Genomic DNA, 17,967 nt, shown 5'->3' on the forward strand with positions numbered 1-17,967 from the left:
GCCAAGATGACCAGCGCGCTTCTCGACCGGCTCACCCACCACTGCGACATCGTCGAGACCGGGAACGAAAGCTGGCGCTTCAAAACGCGAGCCTGAACCGCTGGCCCGCGACCGCTGCGCAATCTGAAAAGCTACGCCGTCACGGGCCAGCTCCCGTCACGACAGAGGGGTCCCATTTGCACGCCGATCAGGGGTCCCGGTTGGATGCCGATTGACAGTCTGCGGACGGAAACCTTGTACGCACCTGAATGGCAGTAATCCGAGGATGCGGGACCGGAAGCGGATGTGGGCCATCGGTTGTTCTCGTCAGGAAGATGGCGGGAGGCAGCGGGTAAGCCCCGGATCAGCGTGAGGCACAGATACTCGCGACCCATCGCAGTAGCGCAGGACGGTCAGCGCCAGCATTCGCGGATTGACCGGAAACCGGCTGGGGCGATGCCGGTGGGATGGGCCGGGAAGAAGGATGCGCATGGCCTGAAACGCAGGGCTTATATGCCGGTGTTGCCGGTCTGGTCATCCTGATCGAGCCTCAAGGTCGCCACGTCTCCGTTCAGTCTCCGTGTCTCAACCGCTCCAAACGGCCTCTTCAATGGCCTGATCTGGCCGAAGTTCAGCGCAAGCGCTTCGACCGCTTTAGCGCAACAGCGTCGTCACAACTTTCTTCCCCTGACGGCAGAGCCGCCATTCCTCGCGCGCCAAGAAAGTTTCTCCTGTGCTGTCCAGACCCCGGCAAGCGGGGGTGCGCCATCTGTCGTCTTCGGCCGGTCGATCGCCATCGAGGCCGCAATGGTGCGGGCTCGGAAACGGAAAACGGAGACTTAAAATGGCAACCATCGGCACCTTCAAGAAGACCGGCTCGAACGAATTCACCGGCGAAATCGTCACCCTCAGCGTCCAGGCCAAAGGCGTGCGCATCGTTCCCGAACTGCGCACCACCGGCGACAACGCCCCCAGCCACCGGGTCCTGGTCGGCCGCGCCGAGATCGGTGCCGCCTGGTCCAAGCGCTCGAACGAGGGCCGCGAGTATCTGGGCCTCAAGCTGGACGATCCGAGCTTCAACGCCCCGATCTACGCCAACCTCTTCGACGACGAGGATGGCGAGTGCCACTCGCTCATCTGGTCCCGCCCCAACGGTCGCCGCAGCGACTGACACGGGCACAAGGCCCCGGTCGCAAGGCCGGGGCCTTCCCATGTCTGGCGGAAAGACCAGTTCGCCCACGGCATTTGCCTAGGCAAAATCGGCTCAGCCGGCCAGGATCGGAAGCATGGCTTTCACATGGGCGTCGATCCGCTCCAGCACGGCAGGCGGCACGGACTCGCGTTCTGGCAGGGTCCACCACCGCGCATCGATGCGCTTTACCGTCTCGGCGACGGCTTTGAGGACGGCCGGCTCGGGAAGCCGTGCCCGGTTGGCAAACGTCTTCCAGCGGGCCGACGTCAGCCCCTTGAATGCCCGCTCGCCACCGAGGGACAGCGCCAACCCATCGGCCGGAATATAGGGCACGGTCGAAAGCATGTCGTAGATCGGCGCAAGGGCGGGCGTGTCGCCATCGCCCGGATAGATCAGTGACCAGTTCTTGAGGTGCATGTCGCCATTGCCCATGACCACCGAGAAGGTCAGCCGCCGGACAAACTCTAGTGCGGCAAAGGGCGAGATCGCCACGTTCAGCACCGATGCGATGTCGTGAGAGGCTGCTCCGTCATATTTGCGCGCCGGGTACAGGCCGAAGACCTGCGCGAAATCTTCGATATGGATGCGCTCTCCATCGGTTCCACGATCGAAGCGCCGAACCAGCAGGACCAACCCTTCGGCGAGCGTCTCGAACTCTTCGGGAATGCCCTCGAACTGGTCGCGACCGACCAGCTCCCGCTCGGGCACTTCCATGCCAATCGCTTCGGCAAGCGCAAGGTTCGCGAACTCGTTCTCCGACACACCCGGAAAGGCCGTGGACGGGAACTTGGCGATATACTGCCCTTCGCCATCACCGAGCGGCAAGGTCAGCCCGCCACCCTTGCCGGTGTTCTTCATCACCGAGAGCTTCATCTGCACGCCCGCCAGCGAAAAGCGCGCTTTCGGCTTGGCCGGAGACGCTGCCGCCCGGGCACCCGGTTGGCCGTCACTGGGCAGAACCCGCACTGCGCCCGGCAGATCCGCGCCAAGAGCCGCGAGGAGATCGAAATCATTCCCCGGCCGAACATGGGCGGCGTGGTGCTTTTCCATCGCCTCTCGCAGCCGATCTTCGGGCAGGAGATTGGCAAAGAACGGCGGCAACGCGCCTGCGACCGGGCGCGGGTCTTTGCGCAGGCCCCCCGTAGCGGCACGCAACGACAAGCTCAGGACCGGGTGACCTCCTGTGGCGCGGTACGCCGGGTCAAGGCTGAAAGCGTTGAAGTCACCTGGTGTTCTGACGATCGTGCCAATCCGCACACTGTTCAGGAACACGTCCAGTGACGGGATGGATTCAGCGGTGTGGGCGGCTATCATCGTCGCTCTCCGGTTGTGGGCTGAAGGCGGGGCGATCATCCTCGGTCTCTGGGTGTAAGAGCGCTTCGATGGTGGGCACCATCGCCTGGGGAACGAGCATCATTTCCAGACCGAGCGCTCGGGCAATATTGATCAAGGTTGTGGCCCGCGCTGCCGCCGCACCCGTCTCGATGTCGCGGTAGCGCGGCCGCGAAATACCGGAGAGATCCGCTACCTGCTCCTGCGTCAGTCGGGCCGCCAGCCGGGCGCGGCGAAAATGGTCGCCGATCGCTCCCAAAGCTTCTGCTTCCACCTTCATGTGATGCCTTTGCAGATCATTTCTACGACATTGATCTGGACACGTATCATGCTCTATGGAAAATGCCAAGAGTGTGATCTTCAAACATATCATTATCACTAGCAGTGGATCGTTTAGGGATCATTCGGCGGCTGATCAGCGCCGAAGCCCTTAAAAAGTGCCGCACCCGGACATGCAAACGAATCAGGCGGCCCGCGTGTTGCCTCGTGCAAATAACCTTCTGGCCAGATTCGACGAATTCATGTGGCGTATTGGACATGGACGACTACAATAGTCGTAGTTCTGGAATGCGCACCGGTCGCGATGGGAGGTGATCATGCATGATCACCGCTCGACAGTCGCGGGCCGCACGCGCGTTACTGGGTTGGACGCAGGAGACGCTCGCTGACAAGGCCCGAATATCGCTGACTGCCCTGAAGCGCCTTGAGTCCGAGAGCCGGCTCGAGGTGTATGAGACAACGCGGGATCAGGTACGCCGGGCGCTTGAAGCAGCAGGGATTGTTCTCTTGTCCACGGATCGCGGGCAAGGAGTGTTGCTGGTTCATGGCCAAGACGAGAAGAGACACCGACAGATCCACGACGGTTGATTGGCGCAGGCGCCATCATCGATCTGCGGCCGCGGCATGCGTTCTGTGTCGGCCCTTGGCATGACATCCGAGGCCGCCTCCTTCGACAACATTGCGCCCGTTAGCGACGAGCTCACCGAGTATGATCGCGTGCATATCAAGCTTTATATGCGGCTACTCGATGCCGCCGACGATGGCGCGGAATGGACTGAAGCCGTTAATGTGCTGTTCGGTATCGACCCTGATCAAGAACCCGAGCGCGCCAGGCAGATCCATGACAGTCATCTGGCGCGGGCGCGCTGGATGACGCAGAGCGGCTATCGTCAGTTGCTCCATCGCCCGACGGATCGCGACTGACCTCGGCGCTGACGCCAGAGTGATGCCCATAGGGCATCACTCTATGCCCCCTATCTGGCTTCCTTCCATATAGGAACGCCGCAATCCTTTCACGCTCCACCTGTGCAATTTCAACCAGGAGCGGAGCAATGAAGCCGGATACATCCCGCTGGCGAGACCAGAGCCAATATGAATTCTACGATGCGCTGCCCGTTGAGGGCGTCGCGTGGGAATGCTTACGCCGTAACGCTGCCTATCAAGCCAGCTTCGATGATCTTGTAACGCAAGACGCCGGACATCTTCCCCTTTCGGATGATGCCCAGCGTCGCTGGGGGTTGCGATTTCCCGGCAGATCCCAAACATTCCGTGCTCGAACAACCGGTCATCTGGTCGCCGCTTTCCAATCCGGCCGTGCTGATGCTTGGCGCCACCCCCGATTTTCTCACCCCTTCGCCGGCCGCGTTATCCCTCGATCTTGTTGATGTCATCTGCGGGCCAGAGGGAGCATATGGCACATGCCACGCCGGGGATGGCGTTCAATATCTGATCCTCGCCGACACCGATGCTGATGCCCAGCCCGCGATCATCCTGCCGCTTGACGACGATCTGCCGGACCGGCTCGAAGCCATTCTCAGACTCTGGCACATGCTGGCCGCGAAACCGGTGCGCCGAGACCCCAGGATGACGCCGTATCAGCGCCGACGCTTCCGCCTGATGATGCAAGCCGCAGACGGCAACGCCGATCAGGCTACCTATCGCGAGATTGCCATCGCGATCTACGGAGAGGACCGCGTTCGCGCCGAGCCGTGGAAGACATCGGCCTTGCGGGCATCTGTCATCGCCCTTGTCCGATCCGCCGCCGCGCTCATCGATGGCGGCTATCAAGACCTTTTGCGCCGTCGTCGCAAACCCTGACGTCGCGGCCAGAAGGGGTGAGGATTTCACCCCTTCGATCTTCCTCATCCCCCATGCCGGCGCTCCTTCGCCACCATGCGCATGACACGCCGCTGATCGTCAGCGGCATCCTGCACAACCACGGAGGCCCGCCCCATGCGACCCGATCTCGCCGCCTTGCCGCCACGCTACCTGCGCACCAAGGAAGCCGCCGACTTCCTCAGCCTGTCCGCGCGCACGCTGGAAAAACACAGGACCTACGGAACGGGGCCTGCCTATCACAAGCTCGGCGGCCGCGTCGTCTATTCGGTCGAGGACCTGGCAGCCTGGGTTGCGCGCGGAGCGGTTACCTCCACGTCCGATCCGCGTGGAGAGGTTCTTCCGGCAAAACCTCTGCCGGTGACACCGTTCACCTCGCCCAAGCGCGTTACGCGCTGAACGTAGCTGCAGTCCCCTCATGGCAGCACAGCACCGATCCGCCTCGGAACGCGGACAACTCGATCTGTTTCGGGCGCTTCCCGGTGAATTCGCGCCACGAGACGCACAGGATCTCATGGCATACCCCTTTTTCTCCCTTTCCAAATCACACCGCATCCGCCCGATTGATTTTGCCGCGGGCAACGTCTCGATCCGCGTGGAAGCTGTTCCCGATCACGGCATGGCGACAATCTGGGATGCCGATATTCTGATCTGGGCCGCGAGCCAGATTGTCGAGGCGCGAGACGCAGGCCTGCGCACTTCGCGCCTGATGGCCGCAACACCCTATGAGATCCTCACATTCACGGGGCGCGGCACCTCGCAGCGGGACTATCAGCGGCTGAAGGCGGCGCTCGACCGGCTGCAATCGACCACGGTCGCAACCTCGATCCGCCAGCCCGCCAACGGACGGCGGCATCGCTTTTCCTGGATCAACGAATGGCGTGAACGGACCGATGCCAATGGCCGTCCGGACGGCATCGAGATGATCGTGCCCGACTGGTTCTACAGCGCCGCCCTGGACGAAGCGCTGATCCTGACCATCGACCGGGCTTATTTCGACCTGACCGGCGGGCTCGATCGCTGGCTTTATCGTCTCGTGCGCAAGCATGGCGGACGACAGAAAAGCGGCTGGCGGTTCGATTTCCGCCACCTGCACCAGAAATCGGGAAGTCTGTCGCCGTTCAAGCGCTTCGCGTTCGAGCTGCGGGACATTATCCGCCGCCAGCCGCTGCCCGGTTACACCCTGTTCGCCGAGGTCGAAATCGGAGGCCGGATGTTGCTTGCTTTCGAGCCTGTTCCCGCCTGTGGAAAACCTGTGGTTAGTCTCGTGCTATCGGGAACCCGCACTATCGTGCCATCAGGAACCGGTGGCTCGTGCTATCGGGAACCGAAACGGCCTCTATCCTCCGGTAACAAAAGCGAAAATCGCGCCCTTAACTTGGAGTCTAACACAGAATCTAACTTTGAAGAGCGTCAGCGGGATGTGGAAAAGCTCATCGCGAGGGCCGGCGCTGCCCTCAGAGTGGGCGCACGCAAAGGCAATCTGACACCCGCGGAGCAAGAATCACTCGCGCCAAAAAACACGCCCGAACTTCCTCTTGGCAAGTCGGGAGGGCGGAGATGATCGTCGCGCTCCTCAATCAGAAGGGCGGCGTGGGCAAAACCACGCTGGCGCTGCATCTCGCCGGGGCCTGGGCCGCGCAGGGAAAGCGCGTCATACTGATCGACGCCGATCCGCAAGGCTCCGCGCTCGACTGGTCGCAGCGGCGCAGCCATGAAGGGCTGCCGAGGCTATTCAGCGTCCTCGGCCTTGCTCGCGACACGCTGCATCGCGAAGCGCCTGAACTGGCGCGTGATGCGGATCACATCGTCATCGACGGGCCACCTCGCGTCGCGGGTCTCATGCGCTCCGCGCTGCTTGCCGCCGATCTGGTGCTGATCCCGGTCCAACCATCGCCTTTCGACGGCTGGGCTTCGGCAGAGATGCTGGCGCTGGTGAAGGAGGCGCGGATCTACCGGCCCGAGTTGGCCGCACGCTTCGTCCTCAACCGCTGCGGCGCGCGCACCGTTATCGCTAGGCTGACGGCCGAGACCATGGCCGATCACGATCCGCCCTTGCTCTCCACCACCATCGGCCAGCGCGTGACTTTCGCTGAGAGCGCGCAAACCGGACGGCTCGTTTCCGAGAGTGATGGCGGGGAGCGCGCCATGCACGAGATTGCGGAGCTTGCGGCCGAGATCGACGGGATCGAAATCGGGAGGGCACGGGCATGACACGTCCTCCCGCCAAGGCCCGTTTCCTATCGCGTCCGGGCGATCCCGATAGCTGGATCAGGGCAGCGGATGCGCCGCCAACCGGCAAAGGCGCCGGCGCGGCATTCACCGCGCGCCTGACCATCGACATCACCCCCGAGCTGCGCGGGCGTATCAACGTCGCCGCCTTCCGGCGCGGCATCACCGTCGCCGTCATGCTCCGCGGACTACTGCTCGATCGCGAGTTTCCACCCACCGAAGGAAATCAGCCATGACCGGCATGGCAGCGCGTCCTGCACATGGCCGTCCGCACCCGGACGGGCCAGCGCCCTTCACCACATTGATCGAACTGACCTTCCAGAAGCAGAAGGTGGAACACTGGATACGTTTCGGCCGCAAGAGCTACGAACAGATCATCGACCGCCGCCGCAGCATCGTCGGCTTCGCACCCGAGAGCATCTTCGCCTTTGTCCGTTGGGCCTCCAACGACTACGGCACCATCGTTTCGCGTCTCGACATCCTGCGCGCCATCGGACGCGGCGAACCATTCCAGACAGTTCCCTTCGTTCGCCCCGGCGGCGAGATCCTGTTGCGGATCGATGGCTGGCGACAAGTGCAGCGGGCGCTGGCCGTGATCGACGCAGTGGAGGCACTCAGCGTCGATCCCGCTGACGCATCGCCGGATTACTGGCGGCACGTCCATAACCGCCTGAGCGCGGGTCAAGAGCCAAACCCCTACACCCCGGAGCGCCATGCAGCTTGGATCGGTCGCCGGAGGATCGCGCCATGAGCCGCCGCCCTATCTTCGCTGTGGCGACGCTGGCGGTCGGCACTCTTGTCGCCACGGCTGTCGCCGATCTGCCGACCCGGTTGATCTGGAACGCCACCGCCAGTGCGCCCATCGGCTTCTACACCGTCGAGACCGCCGACGCGCTCGAAGTGCCCGAACTGATCGCCCTCATGCCGCCCGAACCGCTGGAGAAATTCATGGTCGAGCGCGGCTATATCGGTCGCGGGGTGCCGCTCCTGAAGCGCGTTCTCGGTCTGCCGGAACAACGCGTCTGCCGCAGCGGCGCGACCATCACCGTCGATAACGTGGAAATGGGCGACGCGCTGGAGCGCGACCGTATGGGCCGCGATCTGCCGGTCTGGCAGGGCTGCCGCATCATCCGCGACGGCGAACTCTTCCTCATGAATGGGCAAGTCCGCGACAGTCTGGATGGCCGCTACTTCGGACCCGTTCCCGCCAGTTCCGTCATTGGCCGAGCGCTGCCGCTCTGGACCGATGAGGAAGGCGATGGCCGCTACCAATGGCGCGCGGCCACGCACTGAACCCACCCCTAATCATCAACCACAGGAGACTTGTCATGCCACAGATCGGACAGTTCACGCGCGATGAAACCGGATTTACCGGGCGCGTTCACACCCTCACGCTTTCCCGGGAACTTACCATTGTTCCTGCGGAACATTCGGATGCCGAAAACGCGCCAGCCTACCGCGTTCATCACGGTGATGCCGATGGTCCGGAGGTTGGCGCGGCTTGGACACGCACCGGCGAGAAGGCCGGCGAATATCTTTCGGTGCTGCTCGACGATCCCGCCTTGTCGCAGCCGATCCGCGCCAATCTGTTCCGCGACGACGATGCGGGCACTTCCTGGTCGCTGCACTGGACCCGTCCACGACCGCGCGAAGATCGGGATTGAGATCATGCGACCCCATGCCCTTCTTCTCTTCACGGCCTTGCTGTCGCTTGGCAGCGGCGTGACGCACGCCATTGCTCAGATGACGCCGCAACCCGCGTCTATTTCTGCGCATCCGCATGCTGCGTTCATTGCCGAGGCGTCACAGCGCTTCGGCATTCCAGAGCACTGGATTCGTGCCGTCCTGCGCGTGGAAAGCGCGGACGATGTGCGCGCCGTGTCGCCGGCGGGCGCGATGGGATTGATGCAGGTGATGCCCGATACATGGGCGGGCTTGCGCATCCGCCATGGGCTCGGCCGCGATCCTTATGATCCCCGCAACAACATCCTTGCGGGTACAGCTTACCTGCGCGAGATGTGGGACCGCTATGGCAATGTGGCGGCGATGCTCGCCGCCTACAATGCCGGTCCCGGTCGCTATGACGAGCATCTCACGACAAGCCGGGTCCTGCCCGCCGAGACGCGTGCCTATATCGCCACGCTCGCGCCGCTTCTCGGCGGCGCGGCTGCGCCCGATGTGCCGACGACTGTGCCGCCCCCACCACCGGACTGGCGCGAAGCTCCGCTCTTCGTCGCACAGTCCGGCGGCAATGCGAATGCGACCAGCCCGCCAACCAGCGACGCCCGCGCGACCGTTCCGATGCGCGATCCCCTCCATGCGGTGCCGCAGGGCGGCAACATTTTCGTGGCCAGAGCGAGCGACGGAGATGCGCCATGAGTATGGCGTTCTCGCGCTCATTCAGTCCGGTTCCGGTGTGCAGTCAGACGAGTTTGCGCCTGGCTGCATTCCCGGCAGGAAGGGCAAAAAGGCAAGGAAGGGCGGAGGGCAAGATAAAAGAACATGGCACTCCATCGCGCCAGTTCGGGAAATTCTTGTTGTCTGCACACTGGTTAGCGGGGCCGCAGGCGGCACCACGACTTTGGGCATCGCGTGCCGCGATTGTTCGCAATCCTTTGGCTTTGCTGGGTTTTGACCGGCACTACGGGGGTGAAATGGCCGATTTTCGGCAAATTGGGCTCGGATTGCGGCCATGAGCGCCGATGATGAGAACCGCTTCCGCCCGAAGCCCGGTCGCATCCGATCCGACACGCCGAAGGCGGGCAAGGCCAAGAGCTTCCTGACGCAGGCAAAAAAGCTCGCTCGCCAGCAGGGCAACGCCCATTCCAGATATTCGTCCCGCCCCGGCTCCGGCAAGGTCGGAAAGAGTGGGAAGGCGTCAGCAGGTGCCGGTAGGCCTGGCATCAAGCGGGGGCGCGGCGCGTCCTTTGTTCGCGCCCGCAGCCTGTCGGGTGGATGGCGTCACAGTACGGCAGGAGTGCGCCGCATCGTCGTCAAAACCCGCTATATTCAGCAGGCCGGAAAGAACGGCAAAGCCGCCGCGCATCTGCGCTATATCCAGCGTGATGGGACATCCCGCGATGGCGAACGCGGCCAACTCTATTCCGCCACCGACGATCGCGCCGATGGCGATGCTTTCCTTGATCGCGGCAAGGATGATCGCCACCAGTTCCGGTTCATCGTCTCGCCCGAGGATGGCGTGGATCTCACCGATCTGACCGAACACACCCGCGATCTGATGAACCGCATTGAGGCTGATCTTGGCACCCGGCTCGATTGGGTGGCGGTCAATCACTACAACACCGGCCAGCCCCATGTGCATGTCATCGTCAATGGCCATGACGATAAGGGCGCCGATCTCGTCATCAATGGCGATTATCTCGCCAACGGTATCCGCGAGCGGGCGAGCGAGCTGACCACGCTGGAGCTTGGCCCTGTCACCGAGATCGAGCAGTCCCGCATGCTGTCGGCCGAGATCGACCAGGACCGTTTCACCCGCATCGACCGGGCGATGACGGAGGAGGCAGACGAACGCTTCCTCGATCTCCGCCATGAACCGGACGACACCCGTCGGCAGTTCAATCGGCTCCTGCGCCTGCGCCGTCTCGCCAAACTGGAAACGATGGGGCTCGCCACCGAGCATGCGCCCGGCGTCTGGGAACTCGGTGCGAGGATGGAACCGGCGCTGCGCGAACTGGGCGAACGCGGTGACATCATCCGCAACATGCACAAGGCGCTGAAGGCCGATGGGCTGGAGCGTGACCCGATGACATTCCAGCTTCACGACGCCGCGCCGACCGCCCCGATCACAGGTCGCGTCGTGGACAAATATCTCACCGATGAGATGAGCGAGAACCTTACCCTGGTGGTGGACGGAATCGACGGGCGCACGCATCATGTTCCCGGCATCGACCCGGCGCGCGCCGAGAACGCCCGGATCGGCAGCATCATCGAGGTTGGTCCCGCCGATACGGCAGGGCGCCCGTCTGATCGCACCATAGCGACCATCGCCGAAGACGGCCTCTATCGGCCGAGCCGTCATCTCGAACAGGCCAGGTTCGAGGGGCGCGTGCCGGGCGGGGATTATGAAGGCTATGTGGATTCCCATGTCCGGCGGCTGGAGGCGCTGCGTCGCGCCGGGATCGTCGAGCGGATCGACGCCGATCTATGGCGCATCCCCGAGGACTTTGAGAGCCGTGCCGCGACCTATGATGCTGGTTGCAACCGGCTGGCCAGCATCCGTGTCGTCTCGACGGTTGATCTGGAAAAGCAGATTGGTGCCGATGGCGCGACCTGGCTTGATCGGCGGCTGGTGACGCCGGATGCCTCTGACATCACCCCGGCAGGGTTCGGACAACAGGTGCGCGAGGCGATGGATAAGCGCCGTGAACATCACATCGAACAAGGCGATGCCACCCGAAGCCGCGAAGGCCACATCCTGTATCGTCGCAATCTCCTCGCCAATCTACGGAAACGCGAGGTGGCGCGGGTGGGAGCCGAGATGGCCGAGAGCAAGGGGGTGCCGTTCCGGGCGGCTGCCGATGGCGAGAATGTCAGCGGCAAGTTCACGGGGACCGCGCAGCTATCCAGCGGCAAATTCGCCGTGGTCGAAAAGAGCCATGAGTTTACCCTCGTCCCGTGGCGACCGGTCATCGACCGCCAGCTCGGCCGCGAGGTGATGGGCGTCGTGCAGGGCCAATCGGTATCCTGGCAGTTAGGACGGCAGCGAGGATTGGGGGTCTGATCCTTGACTGGCCTTGGGCTGCGTAAATTGTTCTGGCTAGGCCGGAGGGAGAACCGCCTTTGAACTGACCCATCCGATTTGCCGCCGATAGTATCCAACAGCGCTTCGGCTCGGCCTTTCCTGTTGCCACTCGCGTAACCGCCCATTCTCTGATCGGCTCCATCTCTCTTGCCGATTGGAGCCTGTATGCGTGGAGGTCGAATACTCTGGGGCCAGATCATCGTCGTGTTCACCATCGTCATGGTGATGGTCTGGGCCGCGACGCAATGGGTCGCCTTCCGTCTCGGTTTTCAGCCCCAGCTCGGCAATCCGTGGTTCGATGTCGCGGGATGGCCAGTCTATTATCCCCCAGCCTTCTTCTGGTGGTGGTTTTCCTTCGACGCATATGCGCCCGGCATTTTCACCGAGGGCGCGATCATCGCCACATCCGGGGCGATGATCGCCATCGCCGCCGCCTTCTTCATGTCGATCATTCGGGCGCGGGAAGCGCGCAATGTCGCCACCTACGGGTCGGCGCGATGGGCAGAAGATAAGGAAGTCCACGCCGCCGGTCTGCTCGGCCCCGATGGCGTTGTACTGGGCTGTCACAGCAAAGAGTATTTGCGCCATGACGGGCCAGAGCATGTGCTTTGCTTCGCTCCCACCCGATCGGGCAAGGGTGTCGGCCTCGTCGTGCCGACACTGCTGACCTGGCCGGGGAGCTGCATCATCCATGACATCAAGGGCGAGAACTGGAATCTGACGGCCGGCTTCCGGTCTCTGCACAGCCGGGTGCTGCTCTTCGATCCGACCAATGTTCATTCCGCAGCTTACAACCCGCTGCTGGAGGTGCGGCAGGGCGAATGGGAAGTCCGTGATGTGCAGAACATCGCGGACATCCTGGTCGATCCCGAGGGTAGTCTCGACAAGCGCAACCACTGGGAAAAGACCAGCCATTCGCTGCTGGTCGGCGCGATCCTGCATGTCCTTTATGCCGAGAAGGACAAGACACTGGCGGGAGTTGCGAGCTTCCTGTCCGATCCGCGCCGTCCGGTAGAGGCAACCTTGCGCGCCATGATGGATACGCCGCATCTGGGCGAGGCTGGGGTGCATCCGGTTATCGCCTCGTCGGCGCGCGAACTGCTCAACAAGAGCGAGAACGAACGATCCGGCGTGCTGTCGACCGCCATGTCCTTTCTCGGTCTATACCGAGATCCGGTCGTGGCCCGCGTGACAGAACGCTGCGACTGGCGCATTGCCGATCTGGTCGGGGCCGAAGAGCCTGTCAGCCTCTACCTCGTCGTACCGCCATCCGACATCAACCGCACAAAGCCACTGATCCGTCTGATCCTCAACCAGGTCGGGCGGCGGCTGACCGAGGAACTGGAAACTGCCGGCAAACGACATCGCCTCCTGTTGATGCTGGACGAGTTTCCGGCGCTCGGGCGGCTGGATTTCTTTGAATCGGCTTTGGCTTTCATGGCCGGCTATGGACTGAAAGCGTTCCTGATCGCGCAATCGCTCAACCAGATCGAGCGCGCCTATGGTCAGAACAACGCCATCCTCGACAATTGCCATGTGCGCGTTGCCTTTGCCGCAAACGATGAACGCACGGCCAAACGGATCAGCGATGCGCTCGGCACGGCGACCGAAATGCGCGATTCCACCAACTATGCCGGTCATCGCCTTGCGCCCTGGCTCGGGCACCTGATGGTCTCGCGACAGGAAACAGCGCGGCCGCTGCTGACGCCGGGCGAAATCATGCAGCTACCGCCCATCGATGAGATCGTCATGGTCGCGGGCGTGCCGCCGATCCGTGCCGCGAAGGCGCGCTACTATACCGATGCGCGGTTTCAGGAGCGGGTGCTGCCGCCGCCAGATCTGCGCAAGCAGCCGACGAATATTGCCATGCCGACGTCGGATGACTGGACGAGCCGCATCGTCCCCGCGGCTAATACCAGCGGTTCGGGTGTGGACGCAGTCGATGGCGATCCCGCCAATGCCGATATCCGCCGTGAGCCGGAACTGCCCGAACACGAGGAAATCGTTCCGCTACCGCCATCCCCATCGCAGGAGTTCGACATCCTCGATGATGAGCCAGACGTCGATGCTGGCAAAGCCATAGCCATGCGTCAGCGGATGCGCATGGTGGCGCGGCAAGCGTCACTCGACCCCAACGACGGCATCGAGCTTTGAGATGGGAGATAGCCATGACCACCCGCACCCGCATGAATGTCTATTTCGCGCCCGATCTGCTGAAACAGGTCGAGGCCCTGGCACTACGCCGCAATGTCTCTAAATCCGCAGTGATCGAGGCCGCGGTGGCGTCTTTTCTGTCTGGTGACACGACCGAGCGGCTGGAAGCCGCCATGTCGCGCCGTCTCGACAGGCTTGGGCGTCAGTTCGACATGCTGGACGACGATGTCGCCATCCTCGGCGAAACGCTTTCGCTGTTCGTGCAATTCTGGCTGACCATAACGCCGCCGTTGCCAGACAGCGTGAAACAGTCGGCGCGGCTCAAGGGTAATGAGCGATTTGAGGGCTTCATGCAGACCCTCGGCAAGCGTCTTGCTACCGGCGACAGGTTCCTGAAGGAAATCTCGCGCGAGATGCCGGGCGGACTGCGGCTTGGCGAAGGTGAATAAAGCTGCGTCTTCTCCCGACCCCATTGTCGCCGCTAGGAGTGCTTCCGTTGCCGCCCGAAACCTGCCGCTCGTTCAGTTCCGCCAAACGACAGAGCCGGGGCCGTGCCCGGACTGTCCGGTTCCTGGAAAACGCCCGTCGGTAAGCTGCCGTTCTGAGCCCGGGCCATCAGGCAAAGTTGCTGGTCCGCTCACGACGTGGTGCCCCTAGGCGCACTTCCCCGATGGATTGCTCAAGTGCGAGGCATTCGATTAATGGTCTGCGGTTCTGCGCGTTAGCTCTTGCGCATTTTCCTGTCGCCTGCGACAAGTATCCATGTCGCTGCAAACAATTCAATTTACCCAGGAGCAAGCGCGCGATCTCGCCGGCGTCTCGCCGGGCGAGGTGCGTGCATGGCGCAAGGCAGTGAGCTATCTCGCCGCCAAGCCGGGCAAAGCGGCCCGTTTTACCTTCGCAGATATTCTCGGACTGGCGATCACGCGGCGGATCACCGGCGACTTCCACGTTCGCATCAGCGATATCGGTGACAGTATGGACGCGCTGTTTCACGCCCTGTCAGAAACCCGTCCCTCTGAGCTTGAGGGCTCGGTCGCTCTGATTGACGCTCAGACAGCCCGCTTGGTGCCCCGCGCGGACCTTGGAGCCAAGCCACTTAAGGACCCAACCTTCGTCGTCCCCTGCGCTCAGCTTATCCACGATTTGAGCCAGAGAGTGATGCCGCTCGCGCCCGCGTCGCTTCAGGCGGCGTTACCGTTCGCGCACCAGATGGTGAAGGCGGGCCGATGACTGAAGCGGCGCTTCGTCAAATCCTGTCAGCGACCGGCTACATGGCCGACGGCGAAGCCGCGCCGGGCGTTCTGCTGGGTGAGGAAGCTCGCTTGGGCCGGCGAGGCCGATCCTTCACGCCCGACGCTCTGTGGCGTGGCCAGTCCTCTCTGACGGTCTATTTCAAGTTCACTTCGAGCCCGCCGGCCGACGCGGATTTGGCCGCTTGGCGTCAGGAGATCTGGAATGAGGGGTTCGCGCCCCTACTCTGGATTGTGTCGCCGGATCGCATCGATCTCTATAATGGCTTCGGTCGCCCCCGGCCGGAGGCCGATCCGGCCCAGAACCGTCTCGCAACCTTCCTTACGATCGCATCCGGACTTGAGGAGCTCGACGCGCTCGCCGGCCGTTTCGCCATGGAGACCGGGCAGTTCTGGACCAAGACGAAACAGGTGGATCGCAAGACCGCGGTTGACCAGCAACTGCTCTCGGATCTCGCCGTACTGGAACGGGACCTGGTGTCGGCGAAACTCGTCCGGGACGAGGCTCAGGCGCTGATCGGCCGGGCGATCTTCACCCAGTATCTGCTTGATCGCGACATCATCACCGCCGAACGGCTGCACAGCCTGTGCGGGACGACGCGTCTGTCGGCCGCGCTCCGCGACCGGCAAGCCACCAGCCAGCTGTTCAAATGGCTGTCCAAGACCTTCAACGGTGACATGTTTCCGCCCTCGTCGGCGGCGCCGCCCGCGCCTGCGCATCTCTCTCGGGTCGCGAACTTTCTGGACGCCGTCGATCCGGTCAGCGGCCAGACCACCTTCTTTCCGTATCAGTTCGACGTCATCCCGGTAGAGCTGATCAGCTCGATCTACGAACAGTTCGCCCATTCCGGCGCCGCGCCCGTGGCGGGACGCGCTCGATCGACGGAGGCCACTCGCGCAGGCGTCTACTACACCCGCCTGCCTGTGGTCTCCCTGATCCTTGATGAGGTCATGGGCGGCCTCGACGGCGAGCAGACCGTGCTCGACCTGACGTGCGGATCCGGCGTCTTTCTTGTCGAGGCGTTTCGGCGGTTGATCCATCTAAAGGGCCTGAGGACGCCGATGACGAGGGCGGCTATCCGCAAGGCGCTCTACACCCAGATCTACGGGGTCGACATCAGCGAAGCTGCCATCCGCGTCGCCGCTTTTAGCCTCTATTTGGCGGCCTTGGAGCTCGACCCCGATCCGCAGCCTCCGGAAGGGCTGACATTCGACCCGCTGATCGGCCGGACCCTGTTCGTGGGCGACGCCCGAACCATTGAGCAGACAGAGGCCGGGACCGAACATCTCCTCGAAGAGGACGGCCTAAAATCATTCGACATCATCGTCGGCAACCCGCCCTGGAGCTTCAAGGGCAAGGCCGGCACGGCCGACCGCCGCAAGGGCGGGCAGACCCTTCCCGCCCAACCGCGCGGCGTGGGTCTCGACTTCCTGATGCGGGCAGAGAAATTCGCGAACGCGCAAACGCGGTTTGGCATGGTCCTGAGCGCCACCCCTTTCTTCAGCGCCAGTAAGACCGGCGCAGCGGCGGCGCGCCACGTGGTCCGAGCCCTGGGCCCGGTGACGCTCGTCAATCTGTCGAACTTGCGATCCTGGCTGTTCGAGGGCGCAGCCATGCCGGCCGTAGTCCTGTTCGCTCGGCATCGGCCCCAGCCAACCGAGACCCTGACCATCGTCCAGGTGCCGTGGTCGCCCGCCGGGCCGCGTTCCCACACCTTCGAAATCGCGCCCAGCGATATCGTCCGTCTTTCGCTGGACGACTGGGAAGCCCGGCCGACCCGCCTCAAGACAGCGGCTTTCGGCCGACGCAGGGACCTGCGCCTTGTTGACGATCTCACCGACGGGCATCGGCCACTTGGCGATCGGCTGCGGGATCTTGGAACCGTCCTGGGCGACGGCCTCATCCTCGGCAAACCCGAGAATCGGAACCGCGACGCGGCTTCCCTGGCTGCTCTCGACTATCTGCAGAAGGACGACCTGCAGCCCTTTGCGGTGCCCGACGATCTCCCCTCGTTCGGGTTAACGGCCGCGCAGTGGCCGCGCGATCGGGCGCTCTACAAGGCACCCCTGCTGCTGGTGAAGGAGTTTCTGCCCGGGGAGCCGAGGCCATTGACTGCGGTCGCCGATCGCGACCTCGTCTTCTCCGAAGCCTTCTTCGGCGCGCCCTTCCCTCCGTCGCACCGCGAAGCGGCGCATATCCTCGCCGGAGTCTTGGGCTCGGCCTTGGCGGCTTGGTTCTTTCTCATGACCGCCGGAGAGTTCGGCCTCTACAAACGGCGGCTCTTCCGACAGGACGTGGCGCTACTGCCCACGCCGGATCTCACCCTGATTGCTGGTTCTGATGCCGGTCGAGATATCTACGCGCTTGAGAAGCAATTCCGATCCCAGGCCCCGACGCCAGCCGACTGGGTTGCGCTGGACGACGCCGTCTTCGACCTTTACGGCCTCGACGCCGACGACCGGATAGTGGTGCGAGACGGGCTCCTGAAGGCGGGCTGGCAATGGAGCGCGGGCCTTTCCGACTCCATGACCCCGGCGGGCGCGCACGAGGGTGTCGCGGCCTATGCCCGAACGTTCTCGGCGGTGCTGGACCGATGGCTTGCGGCCCGTCGCCAGCGCAGCGTTCGTGCGGAAGTGTTCGACCTGCGTGGCACGGATGCGATGCGGATCGTCCGGTTCGTCCTGGAGGACGGCGCCAAGGCCCCGGAGGTCGAGATCGTCTCGCCCGACGGAAGTCTCGCGGCGGTGTTCGGACGGCTTGAGGACCGAATGAAGGTGCCTCTCGCCAGCGCACTCACCGGTCAGCGCGAACTACGGGTCCATGGCCGCAACGAGGTCGTGATCATCAAGCCCGCGGCTCGTCGCCACTGGCTGGAGAGCGTAGCGCTGGAGGACGCAGACGCGGTGATCGCCGAGAGCTTTGCGGGCCGCCGACATTGAGGATC

Annotated in this window: 21 protein-coding genes and 1 pseudogene; 20 read left to right on the forward strand and 2 right to left on the reverse strand. The window is 63.4% G+C overall.

What is annotated here, in order from left to right:
• Positions 1-96, forward strand: a 96-nt coding sequence (locus MLD63_RS11090) for an ATP-binding protein (protein ID WP_255330451.1), incomplete at its 5' end; no start/stop codon positions are given.
• A gap of 727 nt (positions 97-823) precedes the next feature.
• Positions 824-1,150, forward strand: a complete 327-nt coding sequence (locus tag MLD63_RS11095) for a DUF736 domain-containing protein (protein ID WP_255329989.1) — start codon at positions 824-826, stop codon at positions 1,148-1,150.
• A 93-nt stretch (positions 1,151-1,243) separates the two neighbouring features.
• On the opposite strand, the gene MLD63_RS11100 is transcribed toward MLD63_RS11095, so the two are convergent.
• Both MLD63_RS11100 and MLD63_RS11105 read right to left on the reverse strand, forming a co-directional pair.
• Positions 1,244-2,485, reverse strand: coding sequence for a type II toxin-antitoxin system HipA family toxin (locus MLD63_RS11100; RefSeq protein ID WP_255329990.1), 1,242 nt, complete (start codon positions 2,483-2,485; stop codon positions 1,244-1,246).
• Entirely contained in the window at positions 2,463-2,783 is a 321-nt protein-coding gene (locus tag MLD63_RS11105; protein ID WP_255329991.1) for a helix-turn-helix domain-containing protein, read from the reverse strand. Before MLD63_RS11105 ends, MLD63_RS11100 begins: the two co-directional genes overlap by 23 nt.
• A 320-nt stretch (positions 2,784-3,103) precedes the next feature.
• Between MLD63_RS11105 and MLD63_RS11110 the strand changes: the two genes are divergently transcribed.
• The 18 genes and pseudogenes from MLD63_RS11110 (at position 3,104) to MLD63_RS11190 (ending at position 17,962) form a co-directional block, all read left to right on the forward strand.
• Positions 3,104-3,370, forward strand: coding sequence for a helix-turn-helix domain-containing protein (locus tag MLD63_RS11110; RefSeq protein WP_255329992.1), 267 nt, complete (start codon positions 3,104-3,106; stop codon positions 3,368-3,370).
• The gene (locus MLD63_RS11115) at positions 3,371-3,706 is read left to right on the forward strand and encodes a DNA -binding domain-containing protein (protein WP_439957652.1); all 336 of its coding nucleotides are present in this window, start codon (positions 3,371-3,373) and stop codon (positions 3,704-3,706) included.
• A 128-nt stretch (positions 3,707-3,834) separates the two neighbouring features.
• Positions 3,835-3,972 (forward strand): annotated as a pseudogene (locus tag MLD63_RS17975) (transcriptional regulator domain-containing protein); the annotation flags it as partial.
• Between the two features lie 25 nt (positions 3,973-3,997).
• Positions 3,998-4,600: a DUF2285 domain-containing protein gene (locus MLD63_RS11120; protein ID WP_255329993.1), complete on the forward strand. Its 603-nt coding sequence runs from the start codon at positions 3,998-4,000 to the stop codon at positions 4,598-4,600.
• A gap of 135 nt (positions 4,601-4,735) precedes the next feature.
• Positions 4,736-5,017 (forward strand): helix-turn-helix transcriptional regulator, encoded by a 282-nt coding sequence (locus MLD63_RS11125; RefSeq protein ID WP_255329994.1) that lies wholly within the window; start codon positions 4,736-4,738, stop codon positions 5,015-5,017.
• A 19-nt stretch (positions 5,018-5,036) separates the two neighbouring features.
• Positions 5,037-6,182 (forward strand): replication initiator protein A, encoded by a 1,146-nt coding sequence (locus MLD63_RS11130; protein ID WP_255329995.1) that lies wholly within the window; start codon positions 5,037-5,039, stop codon positions 6,180-6,182.
• Positions 6,179-6,832, forward strand: coding sequence for a ParA family partition ATPase (gene parA, locus MLD63_RS11135; protein ID WP_255329996.1), 654 nt, complete (start codon positions 6,179-6,181; stop codon positions 6,830-6,832). Before MLD63_RS11130 ends, parA begins: the two co-directional genes overlap by 4 nt.
• Positions 6,829-7,086: a hypothetical protein gene (locus MLD63_RS11140; RefSeq protein ID WP_255329997.1), complete on the forward strand. Its 258-nt coding sequence runs from the start codon at positions 6,829-6,831 to the stop codon at positions 7,084-7,086. The genes parA and MLD63_RS11140 overlap by 4 nt, the downstream gene beginning before the upstream one ends.
• Positions 7,083-7,601 (forward strand): DUF2840 domain-containing protein, encoded by a 519-nt coding sequence (locus MLD63_RS11145; RefSeq protein ID WP_255329998.1) that lies wholly within the window; start codon positions 7,083-7,085, stop codon positions 7,599-7,601. Before MLD63_RS11140 ends, MLD63_RS11145 begins: the two co-directional genes overlap by 4 nt.
• Entirely contained in the window at positions 7,598-8,143 is a 546-nt protein-coding gene (locus MLD63_RS11150) for a S26 family signal peptidase (protein ID WP_255329999.1), read from the forward strand. Before MLD63_RS11145 ends, MLD63_RS11150 begins: the two co-directional genes overlap by 4 nt.
• Positions 8,122-8,514 carry a DUF736 domain-containing protein gene (locus tag MLD63_RS11155; RefSeq protein WP_439957654.1) on the forward strand — a complete coding sequence of 131 codons (393 nt, stop codon included), beginning with the start codon at positions 8,122-8,124 and terminating at the stop codon, positions 8,512-8,514. Before MLD63_RS11150 ends, MLD63_RS11155 begins: the two co-directional genes overlap by 22 nt.
• Positions 8,515-8,518: 4 nt before the next feature.
• On the forward strand, positions 8,519-9,229 hold the full coding sequence (locus MLD63_RS11160) for a lytic transglycosylase domain-containing protein (RefSeq protein ID WP_255330000.1): 711 nt from the start codon (positions 8,519-8,521) through the stop codon (positions 9,227-9,229).
• A complete protein-coding gene (locus tag MLD63_RS11165; protein WP_255330001.1) occupies positions 9,226-9,546 on the forward strand; it encodes a hypothetical protein in 321 nt (106 codons plus the stop codon). Before MLD63_RS11160 ends, MLD63_RS11165 begins: the two co-directional genes overlap by 4 nt.
• Before the next feature lie 815 nt (positions 9,547-10,361).
• The gene (locus MLD63_RS11170; protein ID WP_255330454.1) at positions 10,362-11,594 is read left to right on the forward strand and encodes a DUF3363 domain-containing protein; all 1,233 of its coding nucleotides are present in this window, start codon (positions 10,362-10,364) and stop codon (positions 11,592-11,594) included.
• Positions 11,595-11,780: 186 nt separating this feature from the next.
• A complete protein-coding gene (locus tag MLD63_RS11175; protein ID WP_255330002.1) occupies positions 11,781-13,769 on the forward strand; it encodes a conjugal transfer protein TraG in 1,989 nt (662 codons plus the stop codon).
• 14 nt (positions 13,770-13,783) lie between these two features.
• On the forward strand, positions 13,784-14,218 hold the full coding sequence (locus MLD63_RS11180; protein ID WP_255330003.1) for a ribbon-helix-helix domain-containing protein: 435 nt from the start codon (positions 13,784-13,786) through the stop codon (positions 14,216-14,218).
• A gap of 313 nt (positions 14,219-14,531) precedes the next feature.
• The gene (locus MLD63_RS11185) at positions 14,532-15,002 is read left to right on the forward strand and encodes a hypothetical protein (RefSeq protein WP_255330004.1); all 471 of its coding nucleotides are present in this window, start codon (positions 14,532-14,534) and stop codon (positions 15,000-15,002) included.
• Positions 14,999-17,962, forward strand: a complete 2,964-nt coding sequence (locus MLD63_RS11190) for an N-6 DNA methylase (protein ID WP_255330005.1) — start codon at positions 14,999-15,001, stop codon at positions 17,960-17,962. The genes MLD63_RS11185 and MLD63_RS11190 overlap by 4 nt, the downstream gene beginning before the upstream one ends.
• Positions 17,963-17,967 lie beyond the last annotated feature (5 nt).

The sequence above is a fragment of the Paracoccus albicereus genome (assembly GCF_024359525.1).
GTDB classification, from domain to species: Bacteria; Pseudomonadota; Alphaproteobacteria; order Rhodobacterales; family Rhodobacteraceae; genus Paracoccus; species Paracoccus albicereus.